Origin of the sequence: Micromonospora profundi (genome assembly GCF_011927785.1) — a bacterium.
Classification (GTDB): Bacteria; Actinomycetota; Actinomycetes; order Mycobacteriales; family Micromonosporaceae; genus Micromonospora; species Micromonospora profundi.
In genome coordinates, this window is record NZ_JAATJK010000001.1 from 3,525,910 (window position 1) to 3,550,763 (window position 24,854).

Here is a 24,854-nt window from a genome sequence, read left to right on the forward strand (position 1 = left end):
CGCTGCGCTGCGTTCCTCGCGCTCACGTGGAGTAGGCCGAATTCTCGTGTACGTACGCGTGGGACAGGTCGTTGGTCCAGATCGTCGCCTCCGCCGTACCGGCGTGCAGGTTGATCCGGATGGTCACGTCCCGGCCGGTCAGGTCGACCTTCGACCGGTCCTCGGCGGCAGCGCCGCCCCGACACACCCACACCCCGTTGACGGCCACGTCCACCTCGTCCGGGTCGAACGCGGCAGCGGTGGTGCCGACCGCGGCGAGGATCCGGCCCCAGTTCGGGTCGTTGCCGAACAGCGCGGTCTTGACCAGGTTGTTGCGCGCCACCGACCGGCCCACCTCGACCGCGTCGTCCTCGTCGGCCGCGCCGACAACGTCGATGGCGATCTGCTTGGTGGCGCCCTCGGCGTCGGCGACCAGTTGTTGGGCCAGGTCGTGACAGGCCGCGGTGACCGCGGCGGCCAACTCGGCCGGTGTCGGCTCGATGCCACTGGCGCCGCTGGACAGCAGCAGCACCGTGTCGTTCGTCGACATGCAGCCATCGGAGTCGACCCTGTCGAAGCTGACCCGGGTGGCAGCGCGCAGCGCCTCGTCCAGCACGGCAGGCCCCGCCACCGCATCGGTGGTCAGCACGCACAACATGGTGGCCATGCCCGGCGCGAGCATCCCCGCGCCCTTCGCCATCCCGCCGACCGTCCAGCCGCTGCCCTGGGCCACTGTCGTCTTCGCCCGCGTGTCCGTGGTCATGATCGCCTCGGCGGCGGCCACTCCGCCGTCACGGGACAGCTCACGGATCGCCGATCGGACGCCCGGCAGCAGCTTCGGCATCGGCAGCCGCTCACCGATCAGGCCGGTCGAGCAGACCGCCACCTCACCGGCCCCGAGAATCAACCGCGGGCTGACCGAGGTCAACGCGGCGGCGGTGTGCTCGGCGGTGGCATGCGTGTCCTGGAAGCCGGCCGGGCCGGTGCAGGCGTTGGCCCCACCGGAGTTGAGCACCACAGCGCGGACCACACCGCCCTGCACGACCTGCTGGGTCCAGAGCACCGGCGCGGCCTTCACCCGGTTGGTGGTGAAGACGCCCGCGACACCGGCGTCCGGGCCGTCGTTGACCACCAGCGCGACGTCCGCACCGCCGCTGGCCTTCAGACCGGCGGCCACCCCGGCCGCCCGGAACCCACGAGGGGTGGTGACACTCATGGTGCAACTCCCCAGATCGACAGGCCCGTCGTCTCCGGCAGGCCGAGCATCAGGTTGGCGTTCTGCACGGCCTGGCCGGCGGCGCCCTTGCCCAGGTTGTCCAGGGCGCTGAGCACGATCAGCCGGCCGGAGTCGGCGTCCACTGTGGCTTGCAGGTGGCAGGAGTTCGACCCCAGCGTGGCGCCGGTGTGCGGCCACCTGCCCTCCGGGAGCACGTGCACGAACGGCGCGTCGGCGTATGCCTGCGCCAGCACCTGCTGCGGGTCGACACCGCGCGCCGGCACGGCGGTGACAGTGGCCAGGATGCCGCGCGGCATCGGCGCCAGAACGGGAGTGAACGACAAGCTCGTCGCCCCGGTGGCCTGCTTGATCTCCGGCACGTGCTGGTGGGTGCCCACCCGGTACGGCGACAGGTCACCCAGCACCTCGCTGGCCAGCAGGTGCGGCTTCGCCGCCCGGCCCGCCCCGGACGTGCCGGAGGCGGCGACGACCACCACGTCCGCCGGGTTGGCCGCGCCGTCGGCGATCAGCGGCGCGAGCGCCAAGGTGATCGCGGCGGCGTAGCAGCCGGTGTTGGCGACCCGGGTGGAGGAGGCGATCAGCTCCCGCTGGCCGGGCAGCTCGGGCAGGCCGTAGGTCCACTGGCCGGCGTGGGTGCCGCCGTAGTACTGCGCCCAGGCGTACGGGTCGGCGAGCCGGTGGTCGGCGCCCAGGTCGACGACGCGCACCTCCGGCGGGAGCTGGGCCGCGAGGGTCGCCGACTCGCCGTGCGGCAGGGCCAGGAAGACCAGGTCCGCGTCGGCCAGGATCGCCGGGTCGGTCGCGCCGAACACCAGGTCGAGCCCGATGAGCTGCGGGTGCGCCACGTCGACGCGGTGCCCGGCCTGGCTGTGGGCGGTGGCGGCGACAAGGTCGAACTCCGGATGCCCGGCGATCAGGCGCAGCAGCTCACCTCCGGCGTAACCGCTCGCCCCGGCGACCGCGACTCGAATCCCCATACCCACCTCCGCATGACTATGCAACGAAGGCTAGCAGCGGTGCAGGTCACCTGCAACTTAATACAACGGTATGCATGGTGATGTAAGAACGGCCCCAACCCCCGCGATCTTGCAGTTACTGCCCCCGCATAGCGGACAACAGGTGCACATCAACGACACAAACTGCAAGATCGCGGAGGTGAGGTGGGGGTTACGCTCCGCGGAGGGTTGCTCCTAGGCGTTCTGTTGCTACTGCTACCGCCGCGTCGCGGGCTGCTACCGCTTCCTCGACAGTCAGCGTCCGGTCCGGTGCGCGGAACGTGAGCTTGTACGCAAGCGACCGGCGACCCTCGCCGAGCTGCGCGCCGGAGTACACGTCGAAGAGCCGCACGTCCTCCAGCAGCTCCCCCGCGCCGGCCTCCAGCGCCCGGCGCACCTGCTCCGCCGGCACCGACTCGTCCACCACAAGGGCCACGTCGATCAGCGCTGGCGGGAAGCCGGACACCGCCGGGGCGGGCGTCACCGGGGCCACTGGCAACGCGTCGAGGCTCAACTCCATGGCGCAGATACGCCGGGGCAGCTCCAACGCCGCCACCACTGTCGGGTGCAGCTCACCGGCGTGCCCGACGACCACGCCGTCGACCCGCAGCTCGGCGCAGCGGCCGGGGTGCCACGGGGCGTGTTCGGCGGCACGCACCTCGACCCACTCGTCGGGAATACCGGCGGCGGCCAGCGTGTCCCGGGCCGCCTCGATGGCGTCCGCCCAGCCGGCCGGCCGGCCCGGCCCCCACCATCCGGCCGGGTCCACCTCACCGGCGAGCACCACTGCCGCGTGCACGGGCTGCGCCGGCACCACAGCGTCGGCGGCGGCGAACTCGGCGTCGGTGGGACGCCGGTCCACACCCATCTCCGGCGGGCTGCCGGCGTCCCGGCGCGGGTGGAAGACCGCACCGATCTCGTAGAGCGCCAGGTCGCGGTGACCCCGACCGATGTTGCGCTTGAGGATGCCGAGCAGCGGGCCGAGCAGCGTGGTGCGCAGCAGCGGCTCCTCCTCCGACAGCGGGTTGGCCAGCCGCACCGCAGGTCGGCGCGGGTCGTCGGCCGGCAGGCCGAGCAGGTCCGCCAGCTGCGGCGACACGAACGGGTGCGCGAGCACCTCGACGTACCCCCGCGCAGCAAGCGACAGGGCGACCGCCCGGCGCCGACGCTGGCGCGGGGTCAGGCCGCGCCCGGGCGGCGCGGTGGGCAGCACCGACGGCACCTTGTCGTACCCGTCGAGGCGGACGACCTCCTCGACCAGGTCGGCCGGGTCGGTGAGATCGGGCCGCCACGACGGCGGGGTGACGCTGAGCGCCACGCCGGCACCGCTGGCCGTGCCGACCGCTCCCGGGTCCTCGGCCAACCGGTCCGCGCCCTGCGCGACTGTGCAACCGACCCGCTCCAGGAGGGCGACCACCCGCGCCGGCGGGTACTCGACGCCGATCCGCCGGGTGGGCAGATCCGCCGGCAGGCTGATCGGGGTACGCGGACGGACGTGGTCGATGTCCAGGATCTCCGCGCTCGGTGTGCCGCCGCCGTGCTCGGTGAGCAGGCGTACGGCCCGCTCCAGCGCGACGAGCGCCACGGCTGGGTCGACGCCCCGCTCCCAGCGCTTGGCGGCCTCGCTGAACAGCTTGTGCCGGCGGGCCGTCCGCCCGACCATCGCCGGGTCCCAGTGCGCCGCCTCGAAGAGCACGTTTGTGGTGCCGGCGACGACCTCGCTGGTCTCCCCGCCCATCACCGCCGCGAGGGAGATCGGCGTGCCGGCGCCCTCGCCCGCCACGGCGCTGGGCAGCCCGGCGTCGCAGATCACCATGTCGTCGGCGGCGAGCACCCGGTCGACGCCGTCGAGGGTGGTCAGCTTCTCCCCCGGCACGGCGCGGCGGACCACGAGCGGCCCGGCGATCCGGTCGGCGTCGAAGGCGTGCATCGGCTGGCCCAGCTCCAACATCACGTAGTTGGTGATGTCGACAGGCAGGGAGATGCTGCGGATGCCTGCGGTGACGAGCCGCTGCTGCATCCACGACGGGGTGGGCGCGGTCGGGTCGACGCCGCGGACCAGGCGGGCGGTGAACCGGTCGCAGCCGACCGGGTCACGCACCTCCACCGGGTACGCCGGCGTCTCGGTGCCACGCGGCGCCGGCACCAGGGCCGGATCGCGCAGTGGCACGTCGAAGGCGTGCGACAGCTCCCGAGCCAGGCCGCGCAAGCTCAGCGCGTACCCCCGGTCCGGGGTGATCTCCAGGTCGAACACCACGTCGTCGAGGCCGACCACCGGCCGCGCGTCGTCGCCCGGCTTGGCGGCCACGTCCGGCGGCAGCACGATGATGCCGGAGTGGTCGTCGCCCAGGCCCAGCTCCTTCGCCGAGCAGATCATGCCCGCCGAGTTGTGCCCGTACGTCTTGCGCGCGCCGATGGCGAACCCGCCAGGCAGCACACCGCCGGGCAGGATCACCACCACCCGGTCGCCGACGGCGAAGTTGCGCGCCCCGCAGACGATCTCCTGCGGCTCACCGGTGCCGTTGGCGTGACCGACGTCGACGCGGCAGAACCGGATCGGCTTCTTGAAGCCGGTGAGCTCCTCGATCTCGCGGACCTCACCGACGACGAGCTGACCGGTGACCGACTCGCGCAGGTCCACGACGGACTCGACCTCGATGCCGAGGTCGACAAGGGCCTGCTCCAGGTCGCCGGTCGGCAGGTCGGCGGGCAGGTCGACGTACTCCCGCAGCCAGCTGACAGAAACTCGCATGACTTCAGACCACCGTTCCCGTGTCTCGTACCCGCATCGCCCTACGCTCCGGTCCCGAACGCCCGGCTGAACCGCACGTCGCCCTCGAAGAGGTGGCGGATGTCGCTGACCCCGTGCCGGATCATCAGGGTCCGGTCGATGCCCATGCCGAAGGCGAACCCGGAGTAGACCTCCGGGTCGACGCCGCAGGCGCGCAGCACCCGGGGGTTGACCATGCCGCAGCCGCCCCACTCGACCCACTGCGGACCGTCGCGGTGCTCGGGGAACCACACGTCGAACTCCGCCGACGGCTCGGTGAACGGGAAGTAGTGCGGCCGCCACCGGGTCTTGGCCTCCGGGCCGAACATGGCGCGGGCGAAGTGGTCGAGCGTGCCCCGCAGGTGTGCCATCGTGATGCCCTTGTCGACAACCAGGCCCTCGGCCTGGTGGAACACCGGGCTGTGGGTGGCGTCGATCTCGTCGGTGCGGTAGACGCGGCCAGGCACGATCACGTAGATCGGCGGCTTACGGCTGAGCATCGTGCGGGTCTGCACCGTCGACGTGTGCGTTCGTAGAACAAGGCCCGAGCCCTGCGGTGCGATGTGGAAGGTGTCCATCAGCCCTCGCGCCGGGTGGTCGGCGGGGATGTTCAGCGCGTCGAAGTTGACCCACTCCAGGTCGACCTCGGGACCCTCGGCCACCTCGTAGCCCATCCCGACGAAGAGATCACTTATCGACTCCATGAGGGTGCTCAGCGGATGCCGGGCACCACGCGGACGCCGGGCGTACGGCAGTGTGACGTCCACCCGTTCCTCGACCAGCACCCGCTCGGCCTGCTCGCGCTCCACCACCTCGGCGCGCTCGGCGTAGGCGGCCTCGATGGCGCGGCGGGCCTCGTTGACCCGCTTACCGGCGTCGGACTTCGCAGCCGGCGGCAGCGCGCCGATCTCCCGGCGCGCGAGGGACACCGGGGACCGGTCACCGAGGTGCGCGGGGCGCAGCGCGGTCAACGCGTCCGGGTCGGCGGCGGCCTCGAACGCCTTCGTGGCGTCGGCGACGGCCTCGGCCAGGGCGGTCGGGTCGAGCAGGGCGACCTGCTTCGGGTCGTACGGATCGTTGCGGTAGCTCATGGCGTACGGGCACTCCCTCACGGCGGCGCCAGCCCTCACCGGGGCGGCTAGGCGAGTCTACGGACGCGCGGCTGTGCCGCAGCCCGCCGGTAGGAGTTACGCAGGGAGCAGGTCAGGCCCGCCGCCCGCCGACACCGGCGGGCTGGCTAAACGAACGCCGTTGCGCGTTCATCGAGTGAGGCTCTCCCCTGCGGTCGGTCGCGCCGGGTGTGGTCACCATCAGCGCTGCGCTCTCGCTGAAGCGTACAGGCAGACCGCCGCGGCGGCAGCCAGGTTGAGGCTCTCGGCGCGCCCGTACAGCGGCACCCGCACGCGGGCGTCGGCGGTGGCTGTCAACTCCTCGGGCAGACCGTGCGCCTCCGAGCCGAACAGCCAGGCGGTGGGCCCGACGAGCCGCCCGTAGTCGGTAAGATCGTCGAGATCGCTGTCGCCGTACCCCGTGGTGGCGAAGATCGACAGCCCGGCGGCGCGCAGCGCGTCGACAACGGCGACCGGGTTGGGCGCGCGGACCACGTCGACGTGGAAGAGGCTGCCGGCGGAGGCTCGCACGCACTTGCCGTTGTACGGGTCGACGGCGTCGCCCGCGAAGATCACCGCGCCGGCCCCGGCGGCGTCGGCGGTGCGCAGCACGGTGCCGGCGTTGCCCGGGTCGCGGATCTCGGCGAGCACCGCCACCAGGCGCGGCGCGCTGGCGAGGGCCTGCTCCAGCGGCACGTCCAGGTGCCGGCACACGGCGACCAGACCCTGCGGGGCGACGGTCTCGGCCAGCGCGGCGAGGGCGTCGTCGGTCACCTCGGAGACGGGCACGTCGGCGCGGGCCGCCGTGGCGGCCAGCTCCGGGTGCCGGTCGAGGGCTGCGGGCGTACCGAACAACTCGGTGACCACCCCCGGCCGCGCGAGTGCCTCGCGGACCGCCTGCGGCCCCTCGGCCAGGAACCGGCCGGCGGCGTCGCGGTCCCGGCGGCGCTGCAAGCGGCGGGCGGCGACAACCCTTGGGGTACGCGGGGTGAAGGCCATGGTGTGGGCTCCTCCGGCACGATTGAGGCGCCCCCCGGACGGCGGTGCCGACACGGGAGACGCCTCGCTCTGGTGCGTGGGGATCAGGCGGCCTGAGCCGCCGCGCCGCCGGTGCCCTCGGCCGTGACCGCGGCCCGGGCCAGCTCCACGATCGCCGCGAAGGAAGCGGCGTCGTTGACAGCCATGTCGGCCAGGATCTTGCGGTCGACCTCGATGCCGGCCAGACGCAGGCCCTGGATCAGGCGGTTGTAGGTCATCCCGTTCGCACGGGCACCCGCGTTGATCCGCTGGATCCACAGCTGCCGGAAGTCGCCCTTGCGGTCACGACGGTCCCGGTAGGCGTACTGCATCGAGTGCAGCACCTGCTCCTTGGCCTTGCGGTACAGCCGGGAGCGCTGACCGCGGTAACCGCTCGCGGTCTCCAGCAGGGTACGACGCTTCTTCTGGGCGTTCACAGCCCGCTTGACGCGTGCCATCTCAACTCCTTATTACGTAAAGGTGGCGCGCGTCAGCGGCCGAGCAGCTTCTTGATGCGCTTGACGTCGGCCTTGGCCAGCACGACCGTGCCGGTCAGCCGGCGGGTCTGGGTGGAGGGCTTCTTCTCCAGGTTGTGGCGAAGGCCGGCCTGCTGGGCAACGATCTTGCCCTTGCCGGTGACCTTGACCCGCTTACCCATACCCGTGTGGCTCTTCATCTTCGGCATGTGGAACGTCTTCTCCCCTGTTACTGGCCGCTGGTGTCGGCGGCGGTGCCGCTGTCAACGGCTGCTGCGGTCTCGCCCGCCGCTGCGGTCTCGTCGGCTGCCGGGGCAGACTCGTCCCCTGCCCGCTCCCGAGGTGCACCACGGGACGCCGTAGCGGCGACCGCGGAGGCCTTGACGGCCCGATGCGGAGCGAGAACCATGATCATGTTTCGGCCGTCCTGCTTGGGGGCGGCCTCGACGTATCCCAGTTCCGTGATCTCCGATTCGAGCCGACGCAGGAGCCGGTAACCCAGCTCAGGGCGGCTCTGCTCGCGACCGCGGAACATGATCGTCACCTTGACCTTGTCGCCCGCCTTGAGGAACCGCACCACGTGACCCTTCTTGGTCTCGTAGTCGTGCGGGTCGATCTTCGGCCGAAGCTTCATTTCCTTGATGACGGTCTGCTGCTGGTTACGCCGCGCTTCGCGCGCCTTGAGTGCGCTCTCGTACTTGAACTTGCCGAAGTCCATGAGCTTGCACACCGGCGGGCGCGCCATCGGCGCAACCTCGACCAGGTCCAGATCGACGTCCGCGGCCAGCTGAAGGGCGCGCTCCAGCGGGACGATGCCCACCTGCTCACCCTCGGGGCCGACCAGTCGGACCTCACGTGCCCGGATCTGCTCGTTCACGCGTGGTTCGACGCTGATGGGGCCTCCTCGAGTCGTTTCTGCTCAGTGCCGACCCCTGCGGCCCCCGGGTGGGGGTCATCCTGGAAAGCAGAAGGCCCCGGCATATGCCAGGGCCCGCTCGACCGGTCGGCACGATCACAGGATCGCGCATCCGACGCCGGGACATGCCCGGAATCGGGGACCGGACCCGGCCACCGTAGCGGCGACTCGGGTGGGAGCAGGCGCTCCGCTTTCGTGGCTGCCTGCTCGCATGCGGAGACAGCCTGGTCGACTTGACAAGACTACACCGCCGCCCTGGTCACCCCCAAACCGGGCACGCCCTCCGCGCGCCGCTCCCCCGGCCAGCGGTAGGCGGAGCTGGAGGCTGACCGGGGGATCGGTCAGCGAGGCGGCTGCGGTGGCGCCTTCTAGCGGTCGGCGCGCTCGGCGAGACGGGACTTGTGCGCCTCGTGCAGTCGGCGCAGGGCGCGGACGCCCTCGACGGCCGACTCCTTGTCGGCGGCCTGAAGGGCGATAAGCGGCAGCAGATCGTCGTCGTGCAGCTCCAGGCTGGCCCAGGGCGCGCCCCGGTCGAAGCGGACACCCCGGATGACCTCCCAGGGCAGCTGGTACGAGCTGATGACGTTACGCACCCGCACGCCGTGGGCGTCGGCCTCCACCCGTGGGCGGGTGAAGAGCAGGAAGCCCAGCGCGCCGAACACGCCCAGGCCGACCATGGCGAGCTGATCGCCGCGCTGGAAGGTGCCGTAGCCGTTGCCTGTCGGGCCGCTCAGCGATGTGGCGACGGCCCCGAACACCACCACCAGGGCGACCGCCGCAGACCAGCAGACCACCCGGATGCGGCGGGGCTTCAGGCGGACCAGCTCTGTTTCACTCACCCCACCAGTCTGCCACCCACCTCAGGGCGACGACCGCACCACCCGCCGAGCGTCGCCACAGCCACCCGTCGAGCCACCCGCGGCGGGCCGACCACCGCAGGCGCAGCGATGATCGTGCTCGAAACAGGATGCAGTGGGCTCGGTGGCACCGGGAGGCCACTACATCCTGGATCGAGTGTGATCGTCCCGCCGACGGCGGACCCCAGCCGGCGGGTCAGAGGCGGCAGGCGTGGATGTTCGTGACGAGGATCGCGCGGGCGCCCAACTCGTACAGCTCGTCCATGATCCGGTGGACGTCGTCGCGGAGCACCATTGCCTGCACGGCCACCCAGCCCTCGCGGTGCAGCGGCGACACTGTGGGCGACTCGATGCCGGGGGTCAGGCCGCTGGCGCGGTCCAGCAGACCGGCCGGTACGTCGTAGGCGAGCATCACGTAGCGGCGGGCCACCAGCACGCCGTGCAGGCGGCGCAGCAGCTGCTCGGCCTGTGCGTGCGACGGCGCGCCGGCCCGGCGGACCAGCACGGCCGACGAGCGCAGCAGTGGCTCGCCGAACACCACAAGGCCGGCCTGACGCAGTGTGGCGCCGGTCTCCACCACGTCGGCGACGACGTCGGCGACGCCGAGTCGGACGGCGTTCTCGACAGCGCCGTCGAGGCGGATCACGTCGGCCTTGACGCCAAGCTCGCTGAGGTGCCGCTCGACAAGCCCCGGGTACGCGGTGGCGACCCGGTGCCCGCCGAGATCCTGCACGGAGGCGATGTCGTCAGGGCGGGCGGCGAAGCGGAAGGTGGCCCGGCCGAACGCGAGGTCGACGACCTCCTCGGCCGGTGCGGCCGAGTCGATCAGCAGGTCCCGGCCGGTGATGCCGAGGTCGAGGTCACCGGAGCCGACGTAGGTGGCGATGTCCTTGGGACGCAGGTAGAAGAATTCGACGTCGTTGGCCTCGTCGCGGCAGACGAGGTCCTTGGGGTCGGTGCGCTGGCGGTAGCCCGCCTCGCGCAGCATCTGGGCGGCCGGCTCGGCCAGGGTGCCCTTGTTGGGAATGGCGACACGCAGCATGACGGAGTGCTCCTTCAGATCGGATGTGATCAACGACGGGGCGCACTCACAGATGTCGGTAGACGTCCTTGAGGTCGAGACCGGTGGCGAGCATCAGCACCTGGACCTGGTAGAGCAGCTGGGAGATCTCCTCGGCGGTACGCTCCGGCCCCTCGTGCTCGGCGGCCATCCACGACTCGGCCGCTTCCTCGACGACCTTCTTGCCGATGAAGTGCACACCCTTGTCGAGGGCGGCGACGGTGCCCGAGCCCGGGGTGCCGGCAGCGGCCTTGGCCTGCAGCTCGGCGAACAACTCCTCGAACGTCTTCACGGAAGGCGATTCTTCCAGCCGCCCCAGCCGGGTACCGCCCCCGGGTCCGAATGGTCCACCTCCCGGACGCCCGGAGGGCGGCGTCGGGAACAATTCCACACCAGGATGGTGGGAAGATCTTCAAGCAGGCCTGTCGATGCCTCTACGCTGACCGCCATGGCCAGCCGCTCACGTCTCCTCGCGCTCACCCTCGCCGGCTTCGTCGTCGCCGCCACCGCCGGATGCGCTCCCCAGGACGAGGAACCCACCCCCACCGTCACCGCCGCCGGGTCCTGCACCAAGGACAGCCTGCCCACGCGGACGCCGGGCAAACTCACCATCGCCACCGACCAGCCCGCCTACGAGCCGTGGTTCCGGCAGGACAAGCCGGACAACGGTGAGGGCTTCGAGGCCGCCGTCGCGTACGCGGTGGCCGAAAAGTTGGGCTACGCCCGCGCCGACGTCACCTGGACCCGGGTCAAGTTCGACACGGCTATCGCGCCCGGCCCGAAGAGCTTCGACTTCGACATCAACCAGTTCTCCATCACCGAGGAGCGCAAGCAGGCTGTCGACTTCTCCGCACCGTACTACCTGGTGCGGCAGACAGTCATCGCGTTGAAGTCCTCGAAGATCGCCGGCAAGACCTCGCTGGCCGACCTCCGCAACGCCCGCCTCGGCGCCCAGGTCGGCACCACCAGCTACCAGGCGATCACCGACGTGGTCAAGCCGACGACCAAGCCGCAGGTCTACAACAGCAACGACGACGCCAAGAAGGCCCTGCAGAACGGGCAGATCGACGGTCTCGTGGTGGACCTGCCGACCGCCTTCTACATCACCGGCACGGAGATCACCGACGCGATGGTCATCGGGCAGGTGCCGCAGGTCGGGGTGCCCGAGGCGTTCGGACTGCTGCTGGACAAGAACTCCCCGCTGACGTCCTGCGTGAGCACCGCGGTCGGGCAGCTCAGCGAGGCGGGCGCGCTCGGTGAGTTGGAGCGCAAGTGGCTCGCGCAAGTGGCGGGAGCGACCGAGCTCCGGTGACCCTGCTGGAGCACACCCCGTCCGAGGCGCAGCTGCGGCGCTCGGCGTACCGCCGCCGGCAGACCGTGTACAGCGTGCTGGTCGCGGCCTCCTCCACGGCGGCGCTCGGCACGCTGCTGGTGGTGGCGGTGACCGGCGCGCCGGGCTGGGACCGGGTGCGGCAGTCGTTCCTGGACCCGGAGATCGCCCGGGACGCGCTGCCGGCCGTGCTGACCGGGCTGTGGCTCAACGTCCGGCTGCTCGTCTGCTGCGCGGCGGGCGCCCTACTGCTCGGGCTGGTGATCGCCGTGCTGCGCACGCTGCGCGGGCCGATCTTCTTCCCGGTACGGGCGCTGGCCGCCGGCTACACGTACACCTTCCGTGGTCTGCCGTTGATCATCGTGCTGTACCTGCTCACCCTCGGCGTGCCCGGGTTGCGCCTGCAGGGCATGCCGCCGGTGCTGGTGCTCGGCGGGCTCGCGCTGGTCCTCACCTACGGCGGCTACCTCGCCGAGGTGTTCCGGGCCGGCATCGAGTCGGTGCACCCCAGCCAGCTCGCCGCGGCCCGCTCGCTGGGTCTCACCTACCGGCAGACGATGCGGCACATCGTCCTGCCGCAGGCCGTGCGCCGGGTGGCCCCACCGCTGCTCAACGACGTGGTGGCCCTGCAGAAGGACGTCGGGCTGGTCTCGCTGGCCGGGCCGATCGACGCGGTACGCGCCGCCCAGATCGCCACCGCCCAGTCGTTCAACTACACGCCGTACGTCGTGGCCGGGGTGCTGTTCGTGCTGCTGGCGATCCCGCTGATCGCTGTCACCGACTGGGTGACGCTGCGCTCGGCCCGTCGACAGTCGGGAGGCTGACAGTGGAACTGCTGCGCTGCCGCGGACTGCGCAAGGAGTTCGGCGGCCACGTCGTCCTGGACCGGCTGGACCTGACCGTCGCCGAGCACCGGGTGGTGGCGTTGATCGGCGCCTCCGGTTCGGGCAAGTCGACACTGCTGCGGTGTGTGAACCTGCTGGAGGACCTCGACGACGGCACCATCGAGCTGGACGGGGAGGACATCTCCGACCCCCGGGTGGACCCCGACCAGGTCCGGCGGCGAATCGGCATGGTGTTCCAGGCGTACAACCTGTTTCCCCACCTGAGCGTGCTGGAGAACATCACCCTCGCGCCCCGGCGGGTGCATCGGCGGGATCGGGCCGACGCCGAGGCTCAGGCGCGGGACCTGCTCGACCGGGTGGGGCTGGGCGACAAGGCGCACGCCTATCCGGACCGGCTCTCCGGCGGGCAGCAGCAGCGGGTGGCGATCGTCCGGGCGCTTGCCAACTCACCCCGGCTGATGCTGCTCGACGAGGTGACATCGGCGTTGGACCCGGAACTCGTCGGTGAGGTCCTGTCGATGATCCGGGACCTGAAGGCTGACGGGATGACAATGGTGCTGGCCACCCACGAGATGGGCTTCGCCCGGGAGGTGGCCGACGAGGTCTGCTTCCTCGACGCGGGCCGGGTCGTCGAGAGCGGCCCGCCCGAGCAGGTGCTCGGCGAGCCGACACAGCCGCGTACCCGGCAGTTCCTGCGCCGGATCATCGAAGCCGGCCGCCTGTGACGGCCCCGGGTCAGCCGCCGAAGCCGACCCGCTGGACGTTGCCCGTGGCCACGCTCCGCACGGCCAGCGCCGCGTCGAGCGCCGCCACCGTCGCCGACCAGCCCTTGTCCTCCGCCGAGCCGGGCAGCCCCGCCCGGTCCCGGGCCTGCTCGATGGTCTCCACAGTCAACACACCGTGCGCCACCGGCTTGCCCTCGTCCAACGCCACACGGGTCAGACCGTCGGTGACCGAACGGCACACGTAGTCGAAGTGGGCGGTGGCGCCGCGCACCACCACGCCGAGCGCGACCACCACGTCACAGCGGCGCGCCAGGGCCTGCGCGACCACCGGCAGCTCGACGGAGCCGGCGACGCGGGCCACCACGGACCGCGCTCCGCACGCCTCCGCCGCCGCCACCGCGCGCTCCAGCATGTGGTCGGTCAGCTCGCCGTGCCACCGGGCGGCCACCACCCCGACGGTCAGCCCCGCGGCGTCCACCGCGTCGACTCCCGGCTCACCGAAACCCGCCATCGTCATGCTCCGATCTCGTCATCGACGACCGGACGCCCCAACGGCGCCTCGGACATCTCGTCCAACTCGTCAAGCAGGTGACCCATCCGGTCCCGCTTGGTGCGCAGGTAGCGCAGGTTCTCCGGATGCGCGCCGACAGGCAACCCTTCCCGCCCGGTGATGGTCAGCCCGTAGCCCTCCAGACCGGCCCGCTTGGCGGGGTTGTTCGTCAACAGTCGCATCGACCGCACGCCCAGGTCGTAGAGGATCTGCGCGCCGGTGCCGTAGTCGCGGGCGTCGGCAGGCAGACCCAGGTCGAGGTTCGCGTCCACAGTGTCCCGGCCCTGGTCCTGCAACTGGTACGCCTGCAACTTGTGCAGCAGCCCGATGCCGCGCCCCTCGTGCCCGCGCACGTAGAGCACCACGCCCCGGCCCTCACGCCCGACCCGGGCCAGCGCGGCGTCCAACTGCGGGCCGCAGTCGCAGCGCAGTGAGCCGAACACGTCCCCGGTCAGGCACTCGGAGTGGACCCGGACCAGCACGTCCTGGCCGTCGCCGAGGTCACCCAGCACCATCGCCACGTGCTCGGCCGAGTCGTGCTCGGCGCGGTAGCCGAGCGCCCGGAAAACCCCGTGCCGCGTGGGCATCCGGGCGTCCGCGACCAGCTCGACCTGCTTTTCGGTACGTCGCCGGTAGGCGACCAGGTCGGCGATGGTGACGAGGGTGAGCCCGTGCTCGGCGGAGAACTTCTCCAGGTCAGGCAGGCGCATCATGGTGCCGTCGTCGTTGACCAGCTCGCAGAGCACGCCCGCGGGACGCAGCCCGGCCAGCCGGGTCAGGTCCACCGCGGCCTCGGTGTGCCCCGGCCGGCGCAGCACCCCACCCTCGCGGGCGCGCAGCGGCACCACGTGCCCCGGTCGGGCCAGATCGGTCGGGTCGGTGCTCGCGCTTGCCAGCAGCCGGATGGTGTGCGCGCGGTCGGCCGCCGAGATGCCGGTGCTGACACCCTCCCGGGCGTCAACGGTCACCGTGTACGCGGTGCCCCGCCGGTCCTGGTTGGTGTGGTGCATCGGCGGCAGGTCGAGCCTGTCGCACTCGCTCTCCGTCAACGGCACGCAGACGTACCCGGAGGTGTACCGCACCATGAACGCCAGTAGTTCCTGCGTGGCCAGCTCGGCCGCGAAGATCAGGTCGCCCTCGTTCTCCCGGTCGGCGTCGTCGACCACGACGACCGGCCGCCCGGCGGCGATATCGGCGACCGCCTGCTCGATGCTGCCAAAGCTGCTGACTCGCTCGCTGCGCTCGCTCATGCCGACACTCCGCTTCGCTCCGTGCCACCATGAGGCACCCCCGCGCTGAACCTGCTGACTCGCTCGCTGCGCTCGCTCATGCGACGGCCTCCGTGTAGGTGGGCGGACGTACGGATCTCGGCCGGGTCACGCGCGACGTGCGCCACCAGGCGACGAAACCCCAGGCGCAGAAGGCGCCGTAGACCAGGTACATGGCAGCCGACGGGTAGAAACCACCGCGCAGCAGCAGCGGCACGCCCACCGCGTCGACAGCGATCCAGACCAGCCAGAACTCCACCCAGCCGCGAGCCATGCCGTAGGTGGCCAGCAGGCTGCCGGTGAGGATCCAGGCGTCCGGCAGCGGGCCCCACGAGCCCAGGGCGGCGAGCACCGGATACGCGAGCGCGGTGCCCACCACTGCGGCCAGCAGCATCGCCAGGCGTTCCCGACCGGTGGCCCAGCGCGGCACCACAGCGGCCTGCCCGGCGTCGGTGCGGCGGTTGCGCCGCCAGCGCCACCACCCGTAGACGCTCACCGCGAAGAAGAACACCTGCCGGCCGGCCTGCCCGTACAGGTCGTGGGCCTGCGGGGTGGCGAACACCCCGCCGAGGAAGACGGTGAGCAGCAGCGCGTTGCCGATCATGCCAACCGGCCAGGCCCAGACCACCCGGCGCAGCCCGAGCAGCGCGGACAGGAGCCCGAAGCCGTTGCCGACGATCTCCCGGACCAGCACCGGCGAACCGGCCACCTGCACCTGGGCATCGAGCAGCCAACCGAGCGGGCCCATCAGGCCACCCCGCCCGTGCTACCGGTCAGCCCGGCGTCGGCGTCGGTGAGCCGAGCGCCGAGCAGCCGCTCGACGTACTTGGCCACCACGTCGACCTCCAGGTTCACCGGGTCGCCGACGCCCTTCGCGCCGAGGGTGGTGAGCTTCAGGGTGGTCGGGATCAGCCCGACGGCGAACTCGTCCGCGCCCACCTCGGCCACGGTCAGCGAGACGCCGTCGATGGTGATCGAGCCCTTCTCCACCACGTACCTCGCCAGGGAGGCGGGCAGCCGGAACCGGACCGTCTCCCACTGCTCGGCCGGTTCCCGGGAGATCACCTCGCCGACGCCGTCGACGTGGCCCTGCACCAGGTGCCCGCCGAGGCGGCTGCCCAGCGCGGCGGCCCGCTCCAGGTTGACCGGGTCGCCGGCGCGCAGCGCGCCGAGCGCGGAGCGGCGGAGCGTCTCACCCATCACGTCGGCGGTGAAGACGCCGTCGGCCGCCTCCACGACGGTCAGGCAGACGCCGTTGACGGCGATGGAGTCGCCGTGCCGGGCGTCGGACGTGACGAGCGGGCCGCGTACGGCGACGAGCGCCGAATCGTCAGCCGTCGGCGTCACTCCGACGATTTCGCCCAACTCCTCGACAATGCCGGTGAACATGTCAGCCCTCCCTCTTCCGGGGCAAAGCGGTTATCCGTAGATCCGGACCGATCTGCGTAACGTCGACGAACTCCAGATCGATTGCCTCAGCGATGGTCGTCACTCCCGCGTCGACGAGGGCGGTCGGACCGGCGCCGAGCAGCCGGGGCGCGACGTACCCGACGATCTTGTCGACCAGGCCGGCGGCCAGGAACGCGCCGGCCAGCCGAGGGCCGCCCTCCAGCAGGACCGCGCGGACCCCTCGCCGGTGCAGCTCCGCGAGCAGCGCCGGCAGGTCGACCCGGCCGTCCGGGCCGGCGCCCACCTCGGCGGCGGTCGCGATCCACGTCCGTGCGGCGCCGTCGCGGACCTGGGCGTCGGAGGGGGTACGCCCCGAGCTGTCCACCACCACGCGCAGCGGCTGCCGGATGGCAAGGCTGCCGTCGCGCAGGTTGCGGGCTGTCAGCCGGGGATCGTCGGCGAGCACGGTGCCGACCCCGGCGACGACCGCGTCGACAGTGCCGCGCAGCGCGTGCACATCGATCCGGGCCGCCTCCGAGGTAATCCACATGCTGGTGCCGTCGGCCGCCGCGGACCGCCCGTCCACAGTCGCGGCGTACTTCCAGATGACGTACGGCCAGCCCCGGCGCATCGAGGTCAGCCAGGCGACGTTTCCGGCCTCGGCCTCGTCGCCGCGTACCCCCAGATCGACACGGACCCCGGCGGAGCGCAACGTGGCGGCGCCACCGGAGGCCACCGGGTTCGGGTCGGGTACGGCGATCACCACCCGGGCCACGCCGGCCTGGACGAGCGCGGTGCTACAGGGGCCGGTGCGGCCGGTGTGGTCGCAGGGTTCCAGTGTGACGACAGCGGTACCGCCCTTGGCCCGCCGCCCGGCCTGGGCCAGCGCGACGATCTCGGCGTGCGGCCCGCCGGCGTAGGCGTGGAAGCCCTCGCCGACGACCTCGCCGTCCGCGTCGAGCAGCACACAGCCGACCACGGGGTTGGGGCTTGTGGTGCCCAGACCGCGCGCCGCCAGCTCGATCGCACGCCGCATCGCCTCATCGACGGAGACGCTGGCCATCGCCCTGCCCTCTCGCTCGCCAGTGCGCGCGGCGGGTCGGGAGGCGGCATGGGCCGCGGGCAGGCGGCGGCGGATTCCGGGAACGGCACAGCCGCCCCCGGGAGGTCGGCACGGCACGCTGAAGCCAGCGGCCGGCTCGGACCCGTCCGTCCCGCGCGCTGTCTCCCATCCGGACTGTCTGGGGGCAGACGAGCCGCCCCCAACCGTCGGCCCCGGAGTTTCACCAGGTCCACCGGGCGGCAGAGCCGTCCGGGTCGCGGGCTGACCACGGTCTGGACCGTGGATCACCGCCGGTTCGGAATTTCACCGAGTCCCGCCAGCGCGTGGTGGGTACCCCGAAGTCTTACACGCCGACGGGGTTCCGTCTTCCTTCAGGCGAGCTACTTCACAGCCTCGTCATGCTCACGGGACACCACGGCGGCGGTCCACAGCGACGTACGACCCGGGTTGGCTCTTGGCGACCGTCTTCATCTCCGAGGCCACAGCGATGGCCTCGAGGGGGTCGGTGAATCGCTTGCCCGCGTCGGATAGTGAGACGCCGATGGAGAGGGTGACCAGGGCGGCCCTGCGGATGGTGCCCCGGCGGTCCTTCAGCTCGACGAAACCGCGCTCGCGGTCGGTGGGGTCGTAGAGGGTGTCGGCGGAGTTCTCGAAGTCGACAACCGCCCGGGAGGTCAGCGGGCGCACCTGGCCCGGGGTGCAGACGATGACGAAGTCGTCGCCGCCGACGTGGCCGAGAAAGGCCGGCGGCAACCCGACCGCCACCACGGCCCGGTGCAGGCTGCGCGCCAGCGTGGAGATGAAGTCGTCGCCGCGGACGAAGCCGTACCGGTCGTTGACGCTCTTGAACCTGTCGATGTCGACGTAGCCGACCGCGTAGTCCACCCCCTGCCGGACCCGGTCGCTGATCTCCCGGCGGATCCTGCTGTTGCCGGGCAACCCGGTCAACGGGGAGACCTCGCGGAACTCCTTGTTGCGGCGCAGCGTCGAGGAGACCCGGGCCACCAGCTCGGCGGTGTCGAAGGGCTTGACGAGGTAGTCGTCGGCGCCGGCGCTGAGCCCGTGGACCTTGTCCACGGTCATCCCCTTGGCCGTCAACATGATCACCGGCAGGGCGGAGGTCATCGGGTCGGCGCGCAGCCGCCGGGTCAGCTCCAGACCGTCGATCCGGGGCATCATGAGGTCGACCACCGCCAGGTCGGGTCGCTCCCGCTCGATGACGTCCAGAGCCTCCTGGCCGTCGCTGGCGAGGATCACCTCGAAGCCGTGCACGCGCAGATTGAACTCGACGAACCGAGCGATGTCCTCGTCGTCGTCGACGACGAGGATGACGTCCTTACGGTCGCCGTCGGGCTCCACCTCAGGCGCCGGGGGCCGCGCGCTCCGCCAACGCCCGCAGGTGCCGGACCGCCTCCGCCGGGTCGGCGGCCCCGTAGACGGCGGTGCCGGCCACGAACGCGTCGGCGCCGGCGGCAGCGGCCTGCTCGATGGTGTCGGCGGCGATCCCCCCGTCCACCTCGATGCGCAGCTCCAGGTGCCCGGCGTCGACGTGCCGGCGCACGGCGCGGACCTTGTCCAGCATTTGCGGGATGAACCGCTGCCCGCCGAAGCCGGCCTTGATCGTCATGATCAGCAGGGTGTCGAAGCTGGGCAGCAGGTCGAGGTACGGCTCGATCGGCGTGTCCCGGTCGATGGCGAGCCCGGCCTTTGCGCCGGCCGCCCGCAGGTCCTTGGCGAGCGCCACCGGGTCGTCGGCCGCCTCGGCGTGGAAGGTGACGTTGTAGGCGCCGGCGTCGGCGTAGCCGGGGGCCCACCGACGCGGGTCCTCGATCATCAGGTGCACGTCGAACGGCATCGTGGTGGCGGCACGCAGGCTCTGCACCACGGGTAGCCCGATGGTCAGGTTCGGCACGAAATGGTTGTCCATCACGTCCACGTGCAACCAGTCCGCGGCGTCCTCGACGGCACGGACTTCTTCGGCGAGGCGGGCGAAATCGGCGGCCAGGATGCTCGGCGCGACGATCGGCGGCGGTACGGTCACGGGGCCAGTGTACGAACGCGGTCACCCGTTGCCCGCATCGCGGCACCACTTGGAGCGCGTTGTGACCTGGCGGTGACCAACAGTACAGAACTGGGCGACCCGGACCACCAAATCCGGACGAACAGACATCAGTGGCTGGCCGATCGACGGAAACGCGACGACACTCCAACGGGGATGGTGCCGTAGGCTGCACGCCCGCCGGGGACTCGCCGCGGGACGCGGGGACCGGCCGCCAGCTCCGGGAGGGCGGACGATGCGACGGTGGCTTGCAGCGCTGGCGCTGGCCGGCGTCACCGCGGTACTGCTGGCCGGCTGCGGGCCCGCGCGAGGCGCGGACGGTGACCTCACCGACGACTGGCCGGCGCTGAGCGCTCCGCGTCCGTTCACACCGGCCAGCGACACCTGCCTACCCCGGATCACCTCGATCGTGCAGGCAAGCACGTACGAGACGGTGGACTGCGCGCGCAGCCACCTAGCCGAGGCGATCCACGTCGGCACCTTCACCGGCCCCGCCGCGCTGACCCCCGCCCGCCCGGGGCCCGGCTCGGCGGCACTGCGGGCGGCACGCGCCGAGTGCGACCAGCGGGCCCGGGAGATGCTCGGCGGTGACTGGCACACGGCGCGGCTCACCCTGTCGGTCTCGCTGCCCTCGGCCGCGGCCTGGTCGGGCGGAGCGCGCTGGTTCCGCTGCGAGCTCGCCGAGACCGACAGCATCGACAACACCCGTCCGGTGAACCGCGTCGGCAGCCTGCGCGGCGCGCTGATCGGCGACGCTCCCCTGTTCCACCGCTGCTTCGACCCCAAGCTGATCGGCGACAACCTCAACTACATGGCGCCGGTGCTCTGCACCGAGCCGCACCGCGCCGAGTTCGTGGGCGTCTACGAGGAACAGGACATGAGCTGGACGCAGTTCGCCCGCTCCGGCGACCAGGCGCACCAGCGCTGCATGGAGTTGATCGCCACGTACGCCGCCGTGCCGAACAACAGCGACCTGCCGTACCGGGCAGGGTCCATCTACTACCCACCGTCGCGGCGGGAGTGGGAGGAGGGTGACCGTGGCGTCAGGTGTTTCCTGTGGACGGACGACCGCAAATTCACCCGCTCCATGCGCGGTGCCGGCCCCGAGGGACTACCCGCAATCTGAGTCACGGTGCCGTATGCTGCTGCGCCGTGGCGCTACCGGTCGGCTGAGGGCTGGCGGGAGGCCACCAGCGGCGGGAGGTCGGAGATGCGACGGTGGTTGGCGGCGGTGGCCGGGGGCGCGGCGGTGGCCCTGGGCCTCGCTGGTTGTGGCGCACCCGCCGGAGTCGACCGGGACCTCGTCGACGACTGGCCGGCACCCGTCGCCGCGCAGCAGTTCGTACCTGAGGCCAACGTGTGCCACCACGCCTCCCAGCAGGTCGGCTTCCTCAGCGGCTACAACCCGATGGGGTGCGACGAGTCGCACCGGGTCGAGACCATGCACGTGGGCACGTTCACCGGCCCGGCCGCCGAGCGCGACACGCCCCCACCCCCCGGCTCGGCGGGCATGCGGGCCGCGCAGGACGCCTGCGAGGCCGAGGTCAGCAAGGCCCTCGGCGCCGACCGGCGCAGCGGTCGCCTCGGCCTGACCGTCGTCCTGCCGTCCGACCCCGCCTGGGCCGGCGGCGCGCGCTGGTACCGCTGCGACGTCGCGGAGATCGCCAGCATCGACGACACCGCCGTCGACCTGCGCACCGGCAGCCTCCGAGGGGCGCTGACCGGCGCGGCGCCGCTGGCGTACCGCTGCTTCAAGCCCAAGCTCGTCAAGGACAAGATCGAGGAGATGGTGGCGGTTTCCTGCACCGCCAAGCACCACGCCGAGTTCGTCGGGATCTGGCAGGCCCCGGACATCAGCTACGCGGAGTTCAACCGCACCGCCAAGCGGACGCACCGTGCCTGCCAGTCCTTGACAGCCAAGTACGCGAAGGTGCCGGACAACTCACAGCTCGACTTCCGCGTCGGAACGATCTTCTACCAGCCGTACGAGCAGGAGTGGAAGAACGGCAACCGGGGCGTGCAGTGCTTCCTGTGGATCAGCGACCGGGCATTGACCCGTTCGATGAAGAACGCCGGCACGAAGGGCCTCCCGGTCACCTGAGCCCCAAGCTGAGCTGAAAGGAAGGGTCCCTTGTTAACGCGCAGCGTTAACAAGGGACCCTTCCTTTCGCGTTGGCGCGGACTCAGCCTCGGCGCAGGACGGCCAGGAACATCGCGTCGGTGCCGTGCCGGTGCGGCCAGAGCTGCACAGTGGGACCGTCACCCAGGCCGGGCATGCCCGCCGGCAGCAGCGGCCGGGCGTCGACGAAATCCACCGACACGCCGCTGCGCCGCGCCGCCTCGGTCACCGTCACATGCGTCTCCACCGTGTGCGGTGAGCAGGTGACGTACGCGACGAGCCCACCGGGGCGCACCGCGCGCAGCGCCGCCCCCAGCAGCTCGCGCTGCAACCGGGTCAGCTGCGGCAGGTCCGACGGCTGGCGACGCCACCGCGACTCCGGCCGGCGACGCAACGACCCCAGACCGGTGCACGGGGCATCCACAAGCACCCTGTCGAAGTGCCCCTCCGGCAGCTTCGGGTCCGCGCCGACCTCACGGCCGTCGGTGGCCAGCACTGTCACCGGCAGACCCCGGGTCGCCTGGGACACCAGCCGGGCCCGGTGCTCGGCCACCTCCACGGCCGTCAGCCGGGCATCGCGCTGCGCGGCAAGCGCACCGAGCAGACCGGCCTTTCCACCCGGACCGGCGCACAGGTCCAGCCATCGCCCGTCCGGGCCGTCCAGCGGTGCGTCGGCGAGCGCGACAGCCACGAGCTGGGAGCCCTCGTCCTGGACATGGGCGCGGCCGTCGACCACCGCCGGCACGTCACCCGGCGCGCCGCCGGGCAGATAGACCGCGTACGGCGAGAAGGCGCCTGGCGCGCCGCCCACCTGGTCGGCCAGCTCGATCGGGTCGATGAGGCCGGGGCGGGCGCACAGGTGCACCGGAGGCCGCTCGTTGTCCTCGATCAGGAGCCGGGCCGTCTCGCCCAGGTCACCGTCGAGCGCCTCGGAGAACGCCCGCACGATCCACTGTGGATGGCTGTACGCCAGCGCCAGGTGTCCGACCGGGTCGGTTTCCATGGGCGGGGCCAGCTTGGCCACCCACCCGTCGGAGTCGAGCGTGGACACCTCGCGCAGCACCGCGTTGGCGAAGCCGGTGGCACCCGGCGCAACTGAGCGGACCAGGTCCACTGTCGACGAGACCGCCGCGTGCGCGGGCACCCGTGTGTGCAGCAGTTGGTACGCCCCGATCCGCAGCGCGTCACGGGCCGGCGGGTCGATGCGCTCCACGTCCCGGCCGGCCGCGTCGCTGAGAATCGCGTCCAACGTGCCCAGGTGTCGCAGGGTGCCGTAGGTCAGCTCGGTGGCGAAGGCCGCGTCCCGACCGAACAGCCCCTCGTCGCGCAGGATGATGGGCAGCACCAGGTTGGCGAACGCGTCGTCGCGGTGCACGGCGGCCACCGCCTCGTACGCCGCACGCCGTGGCCGGTCCAGCGGGGGCCGGACGGGCCGGCGGTCCCCACCGCGGCCGGTCGACGGGCCTCCACGGCTCGGGCGGGTGCCCTCGGGGGCCGTCACGCGAGGGCCTCGCCGGCGCTGACCCGGACGCCGCGCGCCCAGTCCGTCGCCGGCATGGCCCGCTTACCCGCGGCACGCACCTCGCCGAGGCGCACCGGCACGGTGGCCGTGCCGGCGAGTACCTGGGACTTCTCCACAAGCAGTTCCCCTGGCTTCAGGTCGGGGCCGTCGGGCACCGGCACGACGGCGCCGAGTTTCACCCGCTCGTCCCGGAAGGTCGTCCACGGCCCCGGCGCCGGAGTGCAGGCGCGGATCCGCCGGTCCACGGCGAAAGCAGGGTCAGCCCAGCGCACCCGGGCGTCCTCCACTGTCAGCTTCGGCGCCAGCGACACGCCGTCGGCGGGCTGCGGCTCGGCCCGGGCGGTGCCGTCGGCGATCGCGTCGAGCACCGCCACCAGCAGGCCGGCGCCGGAGTCGGCGAGCCGCTCCAGCAGGTCACCGGAGGTGTCGGAGGGACGGATCTCGTCGGTAAGGGTGCCGAAGACCGGCCCGGTGTCCAGACCCTGCTCCAACTGGAAGACGCTGGCCCCGGTCAGCTCGTCGCCGTGCAGCACCGCGTGCTGCACGGGCGCGGCGCCGCGCCAGGCGGGCAGCAGCGAGAAGTGCAGGTTGATCCAGCCGTACGTGGGGATCTCCAGCGCGGCCGGCGGCACCAGCGCGCCGTAGGCGACCACCGGCACGCAGTCCGGTGCCAGCTCGCGCAACCGGTCGAGGAACTCGGGGTCGCGCGGGCGGGCCGGGGTGAGCACCTCGACGCCGTGCTCGTCGGCCCACGCGCCGACCGGGGAGCGGGACAGGCCGCGCCCCCGTCCGGCAGGCGCGTCGGGCCTGGTGACCACTGCCACCAGCTCGTGCCGGGAGGCCGCCACGGCGGCCAGGGCGGGAACGGCCACGGCCGGCGTACCGGCGAAGATCACGCGCATCCGGGTCACCGCCCCAGACCGAAAGGGTCGCTGAGGTGCGGGCTCAGCTTGACCGTCGGCGGGGCTGCCGCGTCGTACCACTCGGCCTGACGGATCGCCTTCATAGCTTCCTTACGCCCCTCCGGATCGAGCCGGTCGAGGAAGAGCACCCCGTCGAGGTGGTCGGTCTCGTGCTGCACACAGCGGGCCATCAGGCCGGTACCGACGATCTGCATCGGGTCGCCGAACGAACTGAAGCCCTTGGCGATGACGTTCTGCCGGCGCTTGGTGTCGAAGTAGAGCCCGGGGATCGACAGGCAGCCCTCCGGGCCGTCCTGCTCCTCCTCGTCGGGAAACTCCAGCACCGGGTTGATCAGGTGCCCGAGAACGTCGTCGACGTCGAAGGTGAACACACGCAGGCTCACACCGAGCTGCGGCGCGGCCAGGCCGGCGCCGCCCTGCTCACGCATCGTGTCGGTGAGGTCGGCCACAAGCCGACGCAGCTCGGCGTCGAAATCGACCACCGGATCGGCCGGCGTGCGCAGCACCGGATCCCCGAACAGACGGATGGGCTGGACGGTCACGCGGGACGGCTCCTTCATGGGTGGGACGTGCAGTGCCGTACCAGTCTACGGAGTGCGCGGTCGCGCGCCGGTCGGCGTACCTCGATCGGCAGCCATCGGTGTG

Annotated in this window: 26 protein-coding genes and 1 riboswitch; of the genes, 5 read left to right on the plus strand and 21 right to left on the minus strand. The window is 71.9% G+C overall.

Annotated elements, in window-relative coordinates; translation table 11 throughout:
• Nucleotides 1–22 precede the first annotated feature (22 nt).
• The 11 genes from argJ to F4558_RS15450 form a co-directional block, all read right to left on the minus strand.
• On the minus strand, nucleotides 23–1,195 hold the full coding sequence (gene argJ / locus F4558_RS15400; RefSeq protein WP_053655499.1) for a bifunctional glutamate N-acetyltransferase/amino-acid acetyltransferase ArgJ: 1,173 nt from the start codon (nucleotides 1,193–1,195) through the stop codon (nucleotides 23–25).
• On the minus strand, nucleotides 1,192–2,193 hold the full coding sequence (gene argC, locus F4558_RS15405; RefSeq protein ID WP_053655498.1) for an N-acetyl-gamma-glutamyl-phosphate reductase: 1,002 nt from the start codon (nucleotides 2,191–2,193) through the stop codon (nucleotides 1,192–1,194). Before argC ends, argJ begins: the two co-directional genes overlap by 4 nt.
• 190 nt (nucleotides 2,194–2,383) lie before the next feature.
• Entirely contained in the window at nucleotides 2,384–4,963 is a 2,580-nt protein-coding gene (gene pheT, locus F4558_RS15410; protein WP_167944865.1) for a phenylalanine--tRNA ligase subunit beta, read from the minus strand.
• Between the two features lie 41 nt (nucleotides 4,964–5,004).
• A complete protein-coding gene (gene pheS, locus F4558_RS15415; RefSeq protein ID WP_053655496.1) occupies nucleotides 5,005–6,072 on the minus strand; it encodes a phenylalanine--tRNA ligase subunit alpha in 1,068 nt (355 codons plus the stop codon).
• A 219-nt stretch (nucleotides 6,073–6,291) separates the two neighbouring features.
• Nucleotides 6,292–7,089 carry a TrmH family RNA methyltransferase gene (locus F4558_RS15420; RefSeq protein ID WP_053655495.1) on the minus strand — a complete coding sequence of 266 codons (798 nt, stop codon included), beginning with the start codon at nucleotides 7,087–7,089 and terminating at the stop codon, nucleotides 6,292–6,294.
• 83 nt (nucleotides 7,090–7,172) lie between these two features.
• Nucleotides 7,173–7,565 (minus strand): 50S ribosomal protein L20, encoded by a 393-nt coding sequence (rplT, locus tag F4558_RS15425; protein WP_007458417.1) that lies wholly within the window; start codon nucleotides 7,563–7,565, stop codon nucleotides 7,173–7,175.
• A gap of 32 nt (nucleotides 7,566–7,597) precedes the next feature.
• A complete protein-coding gene (rpmI, locus tag F4558_RS15430) occupies nucleotides 7,598–7,792 on the minus strand; it encodes a 50S ribosomal protein L35 (RefSeq protein ID WP_007458415.1) in 195 nt (64 codons plus the stop codon).
• A gap of 20 nt (nucleotides 7,793–7,812) precedes the next feature.
• The gene (gene infC, locus F4558_RS15435; RefSeq protein ID WP_053655494.1) at nucleotides 7,813–8,460 is read right to left on the minus strand and encodes a translation initiation factor IF-3; all 648 of its coding nucleotides are present in this window, start codon (nucleotides 8,458–8,460) and stop codon (nucleotides 7,813–7,815) included.
• A gap of 407 nt (nucleotides 8,461–8,867) precedes the next feature.
• The gene (locus F4558_RS15440; protein ID WP_053655493.1) at nucleotides 8,868–9,338 is read right to left on the minus strand and encodes a PH domain-containing protein; all 471 of its coding nucleotides are present in this window, start codon (nucleotides 9,336–9,338) and stop codon (nucleotides 8,868–8,870) included.
• A gap of 214 nt (nucleotides 9,339–9,552) precedes the next feature.
• Nucleotides 9,553–10,398 (minus strand): ATP phosphoribosyltransferase, encoded by an 846-nt coding sequence (hisG, locus tag F4558_RS15445; RefSeq protein WP_053655492.1) that lies wholly within the window; start codon nucleotides 10,396–10,398, stop codon nucleotides 9,553–9,555.
• 46 nt (nucleotides 10,399–10,444) lie between these two features.
• Complete coding sequence (locus F4558_RS15450) at nucleotides 10,445–10,708, minus strand: phosphoribosyl-ATP diphosphatase (protein ID WP_053655491.1); 264 nt, start codon at nucleotides 10,706–10,708, stop codon at nucleotides 10,445–10,447.
• Nucleotides 10,709–10,864: 156 nt separating this feature from the next.
• On the opposite strand from F4558_RS15450, the gene F4558_RS15455 reads away from it, so the two are divergent.
• From F4558_RS15455 to F4558_RS15465, 3 genes are read left to right on the plus strand one after another with little or no spacing between them, the layout of a single operon-like run.
• Nucleotides 10,865–11,728, plus strand: coding sequence for an ABC transporter substrate-binding protein (locus F4558_RS15455; RefSeq protein ID WP_167944867.1), 864 nt, complete (start codon nucleotides 10,865–10,867; stop codon nucleotides 11,726–11,728).
• Nucleotides 11,725–12,570, plus strand: coding sequence for an amino acid ABC transporter permease (locus tag F4558_RS15460; protein ID WP_053655489.1), 846 nt, complete (start codon nucleotides 11,725–11,727; stop codon nucleotides 12,568–12,570). The genes F4558_RS15455 and F4558_RS15460 overlap by 4 nt, the downstream gene beginning before the upstream one ends.
• Before the next feature lie 2 nt (nucleotides 12,571–12,572).
• Nucleotides 12,573–13,316 (plus strand): amino acid ABC transporter ATP-binding protein, encoded by a 744-nt coding sequence (locus F4558_RS15465; protein ID WP_306272047.1) that lies wholly within the window; start codon nucleotides 12,573–12,575, stop codon nucleotides 13,314–13,316.
• 10 nt (nucleotides 13,317–13,326) lie between these two features.
• Here the strand turns inward: F4558_RS15465 and ribH are convergent, their stop codons facing one another.
• From ribH to rpe, 7 genes are all read right to left on the minus strand, one after another.
• A complete protein-coding gene (gene ribH, locus F4558_RS15470) occupies nucleotides 13,327–13,827 on the minus strand; it encodes a 6,7-dimethyl-8-ribityllumazine synthase (RefSeq protein WP_053655487.1) in 501 nt (166 codons plus the stop codon).
• 2 nt (nucleotides 13,828–13,829) lie between these two features.
• Nucleotides 13,830–15,116: a bifunctional 3,4-dihydroxy-2-butanone-4-phosphate synthase/GTP cyclohydrolase II gene (locus tag F4558_RS15475; protein WP_053655486.1), complete on the minus strand. Its 1,287-nt coding sequence runs from the start codon at nucleotides 15,114–15,116 to the stop codon at nucleotides 13,830–13,832.
• 76 nt (nucleotides 15,117–15,192) lie between these two features.
• Nucleotides 15,193–15,882 carry a nicotinamide riboside transporter PnuC gene (gene pnuC, locus F4558_RS15480; RefSeq protein ID WP_053655485.1) on the minus strand — a complete coding sequence of 230 codons (690 nt, stop codon included), beginning with the start codon at nucleotides 15,880–15,882 and terminating at the stop codon, nucleotides 15,193–15,195.
• Nucleotides 15,882–16,523: a riboflavin synthase gene (locus tag F4558_RS15485; protein ID WP_167944869.1), complete on the minus strand. Its 642-nt coding sequence runs from the start codon at nucleotides 16,521–16,523 to the stop codon at nucleotides 15,882–15,884. The genes pnuC and F4558_RS15485 overlap by 1 nt, the downstream gene beginning before the upstream one ends.
• Before the next feature lies 1 nt (nucleotide 16,524).
• On the minus strand, nucleotides 16,525–17,586 hold the full coding sequence (ribD, locus tag F4558_RS15490) for a bifunctional diaminohydroxyphosphoribosylaminopyrimidine deaminase/5-amino-6-(5-phosphoribosylamino)uracil reductase RibD (protein ID WP_053655483.1): 1,062 nt from the start codon (nucleotides 17,584–17,586) through the stop codon (nucleotides 16,525–16,527).
• Nucleotides 17,587–17,739: 153 nt separating this feature from the next.
• Nucleotides 17,740–17,911: riboswitch (FMN riboswitch) on the minus strand.
• A gap of 77 nt (nucleotides 17,912–17,988) precedes the next feature.
• Nucleotides 17,989–18,945: a GGDEF domain-containing response regulator gene (locus F4558_RS15495; RefSeq protein WP_053655482.1), complete on the minus strand. Its 957-nt coding sequence runs from the start codon at nucleotides 18,943–18,945 to the stop codon at nucleotides 17,989–17,991.
• Nucleotide 18,946: 1 nt separating this feature from the next.
• Nucleotides 18,947–19,627 (minus strand): ribulose-phosphate 3-epimerase, encoded by a 681-nt coding sequence (gene rpe / locus F4558_RS15500; RefSeq protein WP_053655481.1) that lies wholly within the window; start codon nucleotides 19,625–19,627, stop codon nucleotides 18,947–18,949.
• Nucleotides 19,628–19,880: 253 nt separating this feature from the next.
• On the opposite strand from rpe, the gene F4558_RS15505 reads away from it, so the two are divergent.
• Both F4558_RS15505 and F4558_RS15510 read left to right on the plus strand, forming a co-directional pair.
• The gene (locus F4558_RS15505) at nucleotides 19,881–20,771 is read left to right on the plus strand and encodes a septum formation family protein (RefSeq protein ID WP_167944871.1); all 891 of its coding nucleotides are present in this window, start codon (nucleotides 19,881–19,883) and stop codon (nucleotides 20,769–20,771) included.
• 84 nt (nucleotides 20,772–20,855) lie between these two features.
• Entirely contained in the window at nucleotides 20,856–21,746 is an 891-nt protein-coding gene (locus tag F4558_RS15510) for a septum formation family protein (protein ID WP_053655479.1), read from the plus strand.
• An 82-nt stretch (nucleotides 21,747–21,828) separates the two neighbouring features.
• On the opposite strand, the gene F4558_RS15515 is transcribed toward F4558_RS15510, so the two are convergent.
• Genes F4558_RS15515 through def form a run of 3 tightly spaced genes read right to left on the minus strand, consistent with a single transcriptional unit; the run spans nucleotide 21,829 to nucleotide 24,751 of the window.
• The gene (locus tag F4558_RS15515) at nucleotides 21,829–23,307 is read right to left on the minus strand and encodes an RsmB/NOP family class I SAM-dependent RNA methyltransferase (protein WP_167947515.1); all 1,479 of its coding nucleotides are present in this window, start codon (nucleotides 23,305–23,307) and stop codon (nucleotides 21,829–21,831) included.
• Nucleotides 23,262–24,188 (minus strand): methionyl-tRNA formyltransferase, encoded by a 927-nt coding sequence (fmt, locus tag F4558_RS15520; RefSeq protein ID WP_053655521.1) that lies wholly within the window; start codon nucleotides 24,186–24,188, stop codon nucleotides 23,262–23,264. Before fmt ends, F4558_RS15515 begins: the two co-directional genes overlap by 46 nt.
• A gap of 5 nt (nucleotides 24,189–24,193) precedes the next feature.
• Nucleotides 24,194–24,751: a peptide deformylase gene (def, locus tag F4558_RS15525; RefSeq protein ID WP_053655520.1), complete on the minus strand. Its 558-nt coding sequence runs from the start codon at nucleotides 24,749–24,751 to the stop codon at nucleotides 24,194–24,196.
• Nucleotides 24,752–24,854 lie beyond the last annotated feature (103 nt).

What these genes read in the sequence shown, in the direction of transcription:
- argJ (WP_053655499.1), bottom strand. Translation starts at nt 1,195, where the DNA reads ATGAGTGTCACCACCCCTCGTGGGTTCCGGGCGGCCGGGGTGGCCGCC.
- argC (WP_053655498.1), bottom strand. Translation starts at nt 2,193, where the DNA reads ATGGGGATTCGAGTCGCGGTCGCCGGGGCGAGCGGTTACGCCGGAGGT.
- pheT (WP_167944865.1), bottom strand. Translation starts at nt 4,963, where the DNA reads ATGCGAGTTTCTGTCAGCTGGCTGCGGGAGTACGTCGACCTGCCCGCC.
- pheS (WP_053655496.1), bottom strand. Translation starts at nt 6,072, where the DNA reads ATGAGCTACCGCAACGATCCGTACGACCCGAAGCAGGTCGCCCTGCTC.
- F4558_RS15420 (WP_053655495.1), bottom strand. Translation starts at nt 7,089, where the DNA reads ATGGCCTTCACCCCGCGTACCCCAAGGGTTGTCGCCGCCCGCCGCTTG.
- rplT (WP_007458417.1), bottom strand. Translation starts at nt 7,565, where the DNA reads ATGGCACGCGTCAAGCGGGCTGTGAACGCCCAGAAGAAGCGTCGTACC.
- rpmI (WP_007458415.1), bottom strand. Translation starts at nt 7,792, where the DNA reads ATGCCGAAGATGAAGAGCCACACGGGTATGGGTAAGCGGGTCAAGGTC.
- hisG (WP_053655492.1), bottom strand. Translation starts at nt 10,398, where the DNA reads ATGCTGCGTGTCGCCATTCCCAACAAGGGCACCCTGGCCGAGCCGGCC.
- F4558_RS15455 (WP_167944867.1), top strand. Translation starts at nt 10,865, where the DNA reads ATGGCCAGCCGCTCACGTCTCCTCGCGCTCACCCTCGCCGGCTTCGTC.
- ribH (WP_053655487.1), bottom strand. Translation starts at nt 13,827, where the DNA reads ATGGCGGGTTTCGGTGAGCCGGGAGTCGACGCGGTGGACGCCGCGGGG.
- F4558_RS15475 (WP_053655486.1), bottom strand. Translation starts at nt 15,116, where the DNA reads ATGAGCGAGCGCAGCGAGCGAGTCAGCAGCTTTGGCAGCATCGAGCAG.
- pnuC (WP_053655485.1), bottom strand. Translation starts at nt 15,882, where the DNA reads ATGGGCCCGCTCGGTTGGCTGCTCGATGCCCAGGTGCAGGTGGCCGGT.
- F4558_RS15485 (WP_167944869.1), bottom strand. Translation starts at nt 16,523, where the DNA reads ATGTTCACCGGCATTGTCGAGGAGTTGGGCGAAATCGTCGGAGTGACG.
- ribD (WP_053655483.1), bottom strand. Translation starts at nt 17,586, where the DNA reads ATGGCCAGCGTCTCCGTCGATGAGGCGATGCGGCGTGCGATCGAGCTG.
- F4558_RS15505 (WP_167944871.1), top strand. Translation starts at nt 19,881, where the DNA reads ATGCGACGGTGGCTTGCAGCGCTGGCGCTGGCCGGCGTCACCGCGGTA.
- F4558_RS15510 (WP_053655479.1), top strand. Translation starts at nt 20,856, where the DNA reads ATGCGACGGTGGTTGGCGGCGGTGGCCGGGGGCGCGGCGGTGGCCCTG.
- fmt (WP_053655521.1), bottom strand. Translation starts at nt 24,188, where the DNA reads ATGCGCGTGATCTTCGCCGGTACGCCGGCCGTGGCCGTTCCCGCCCTG.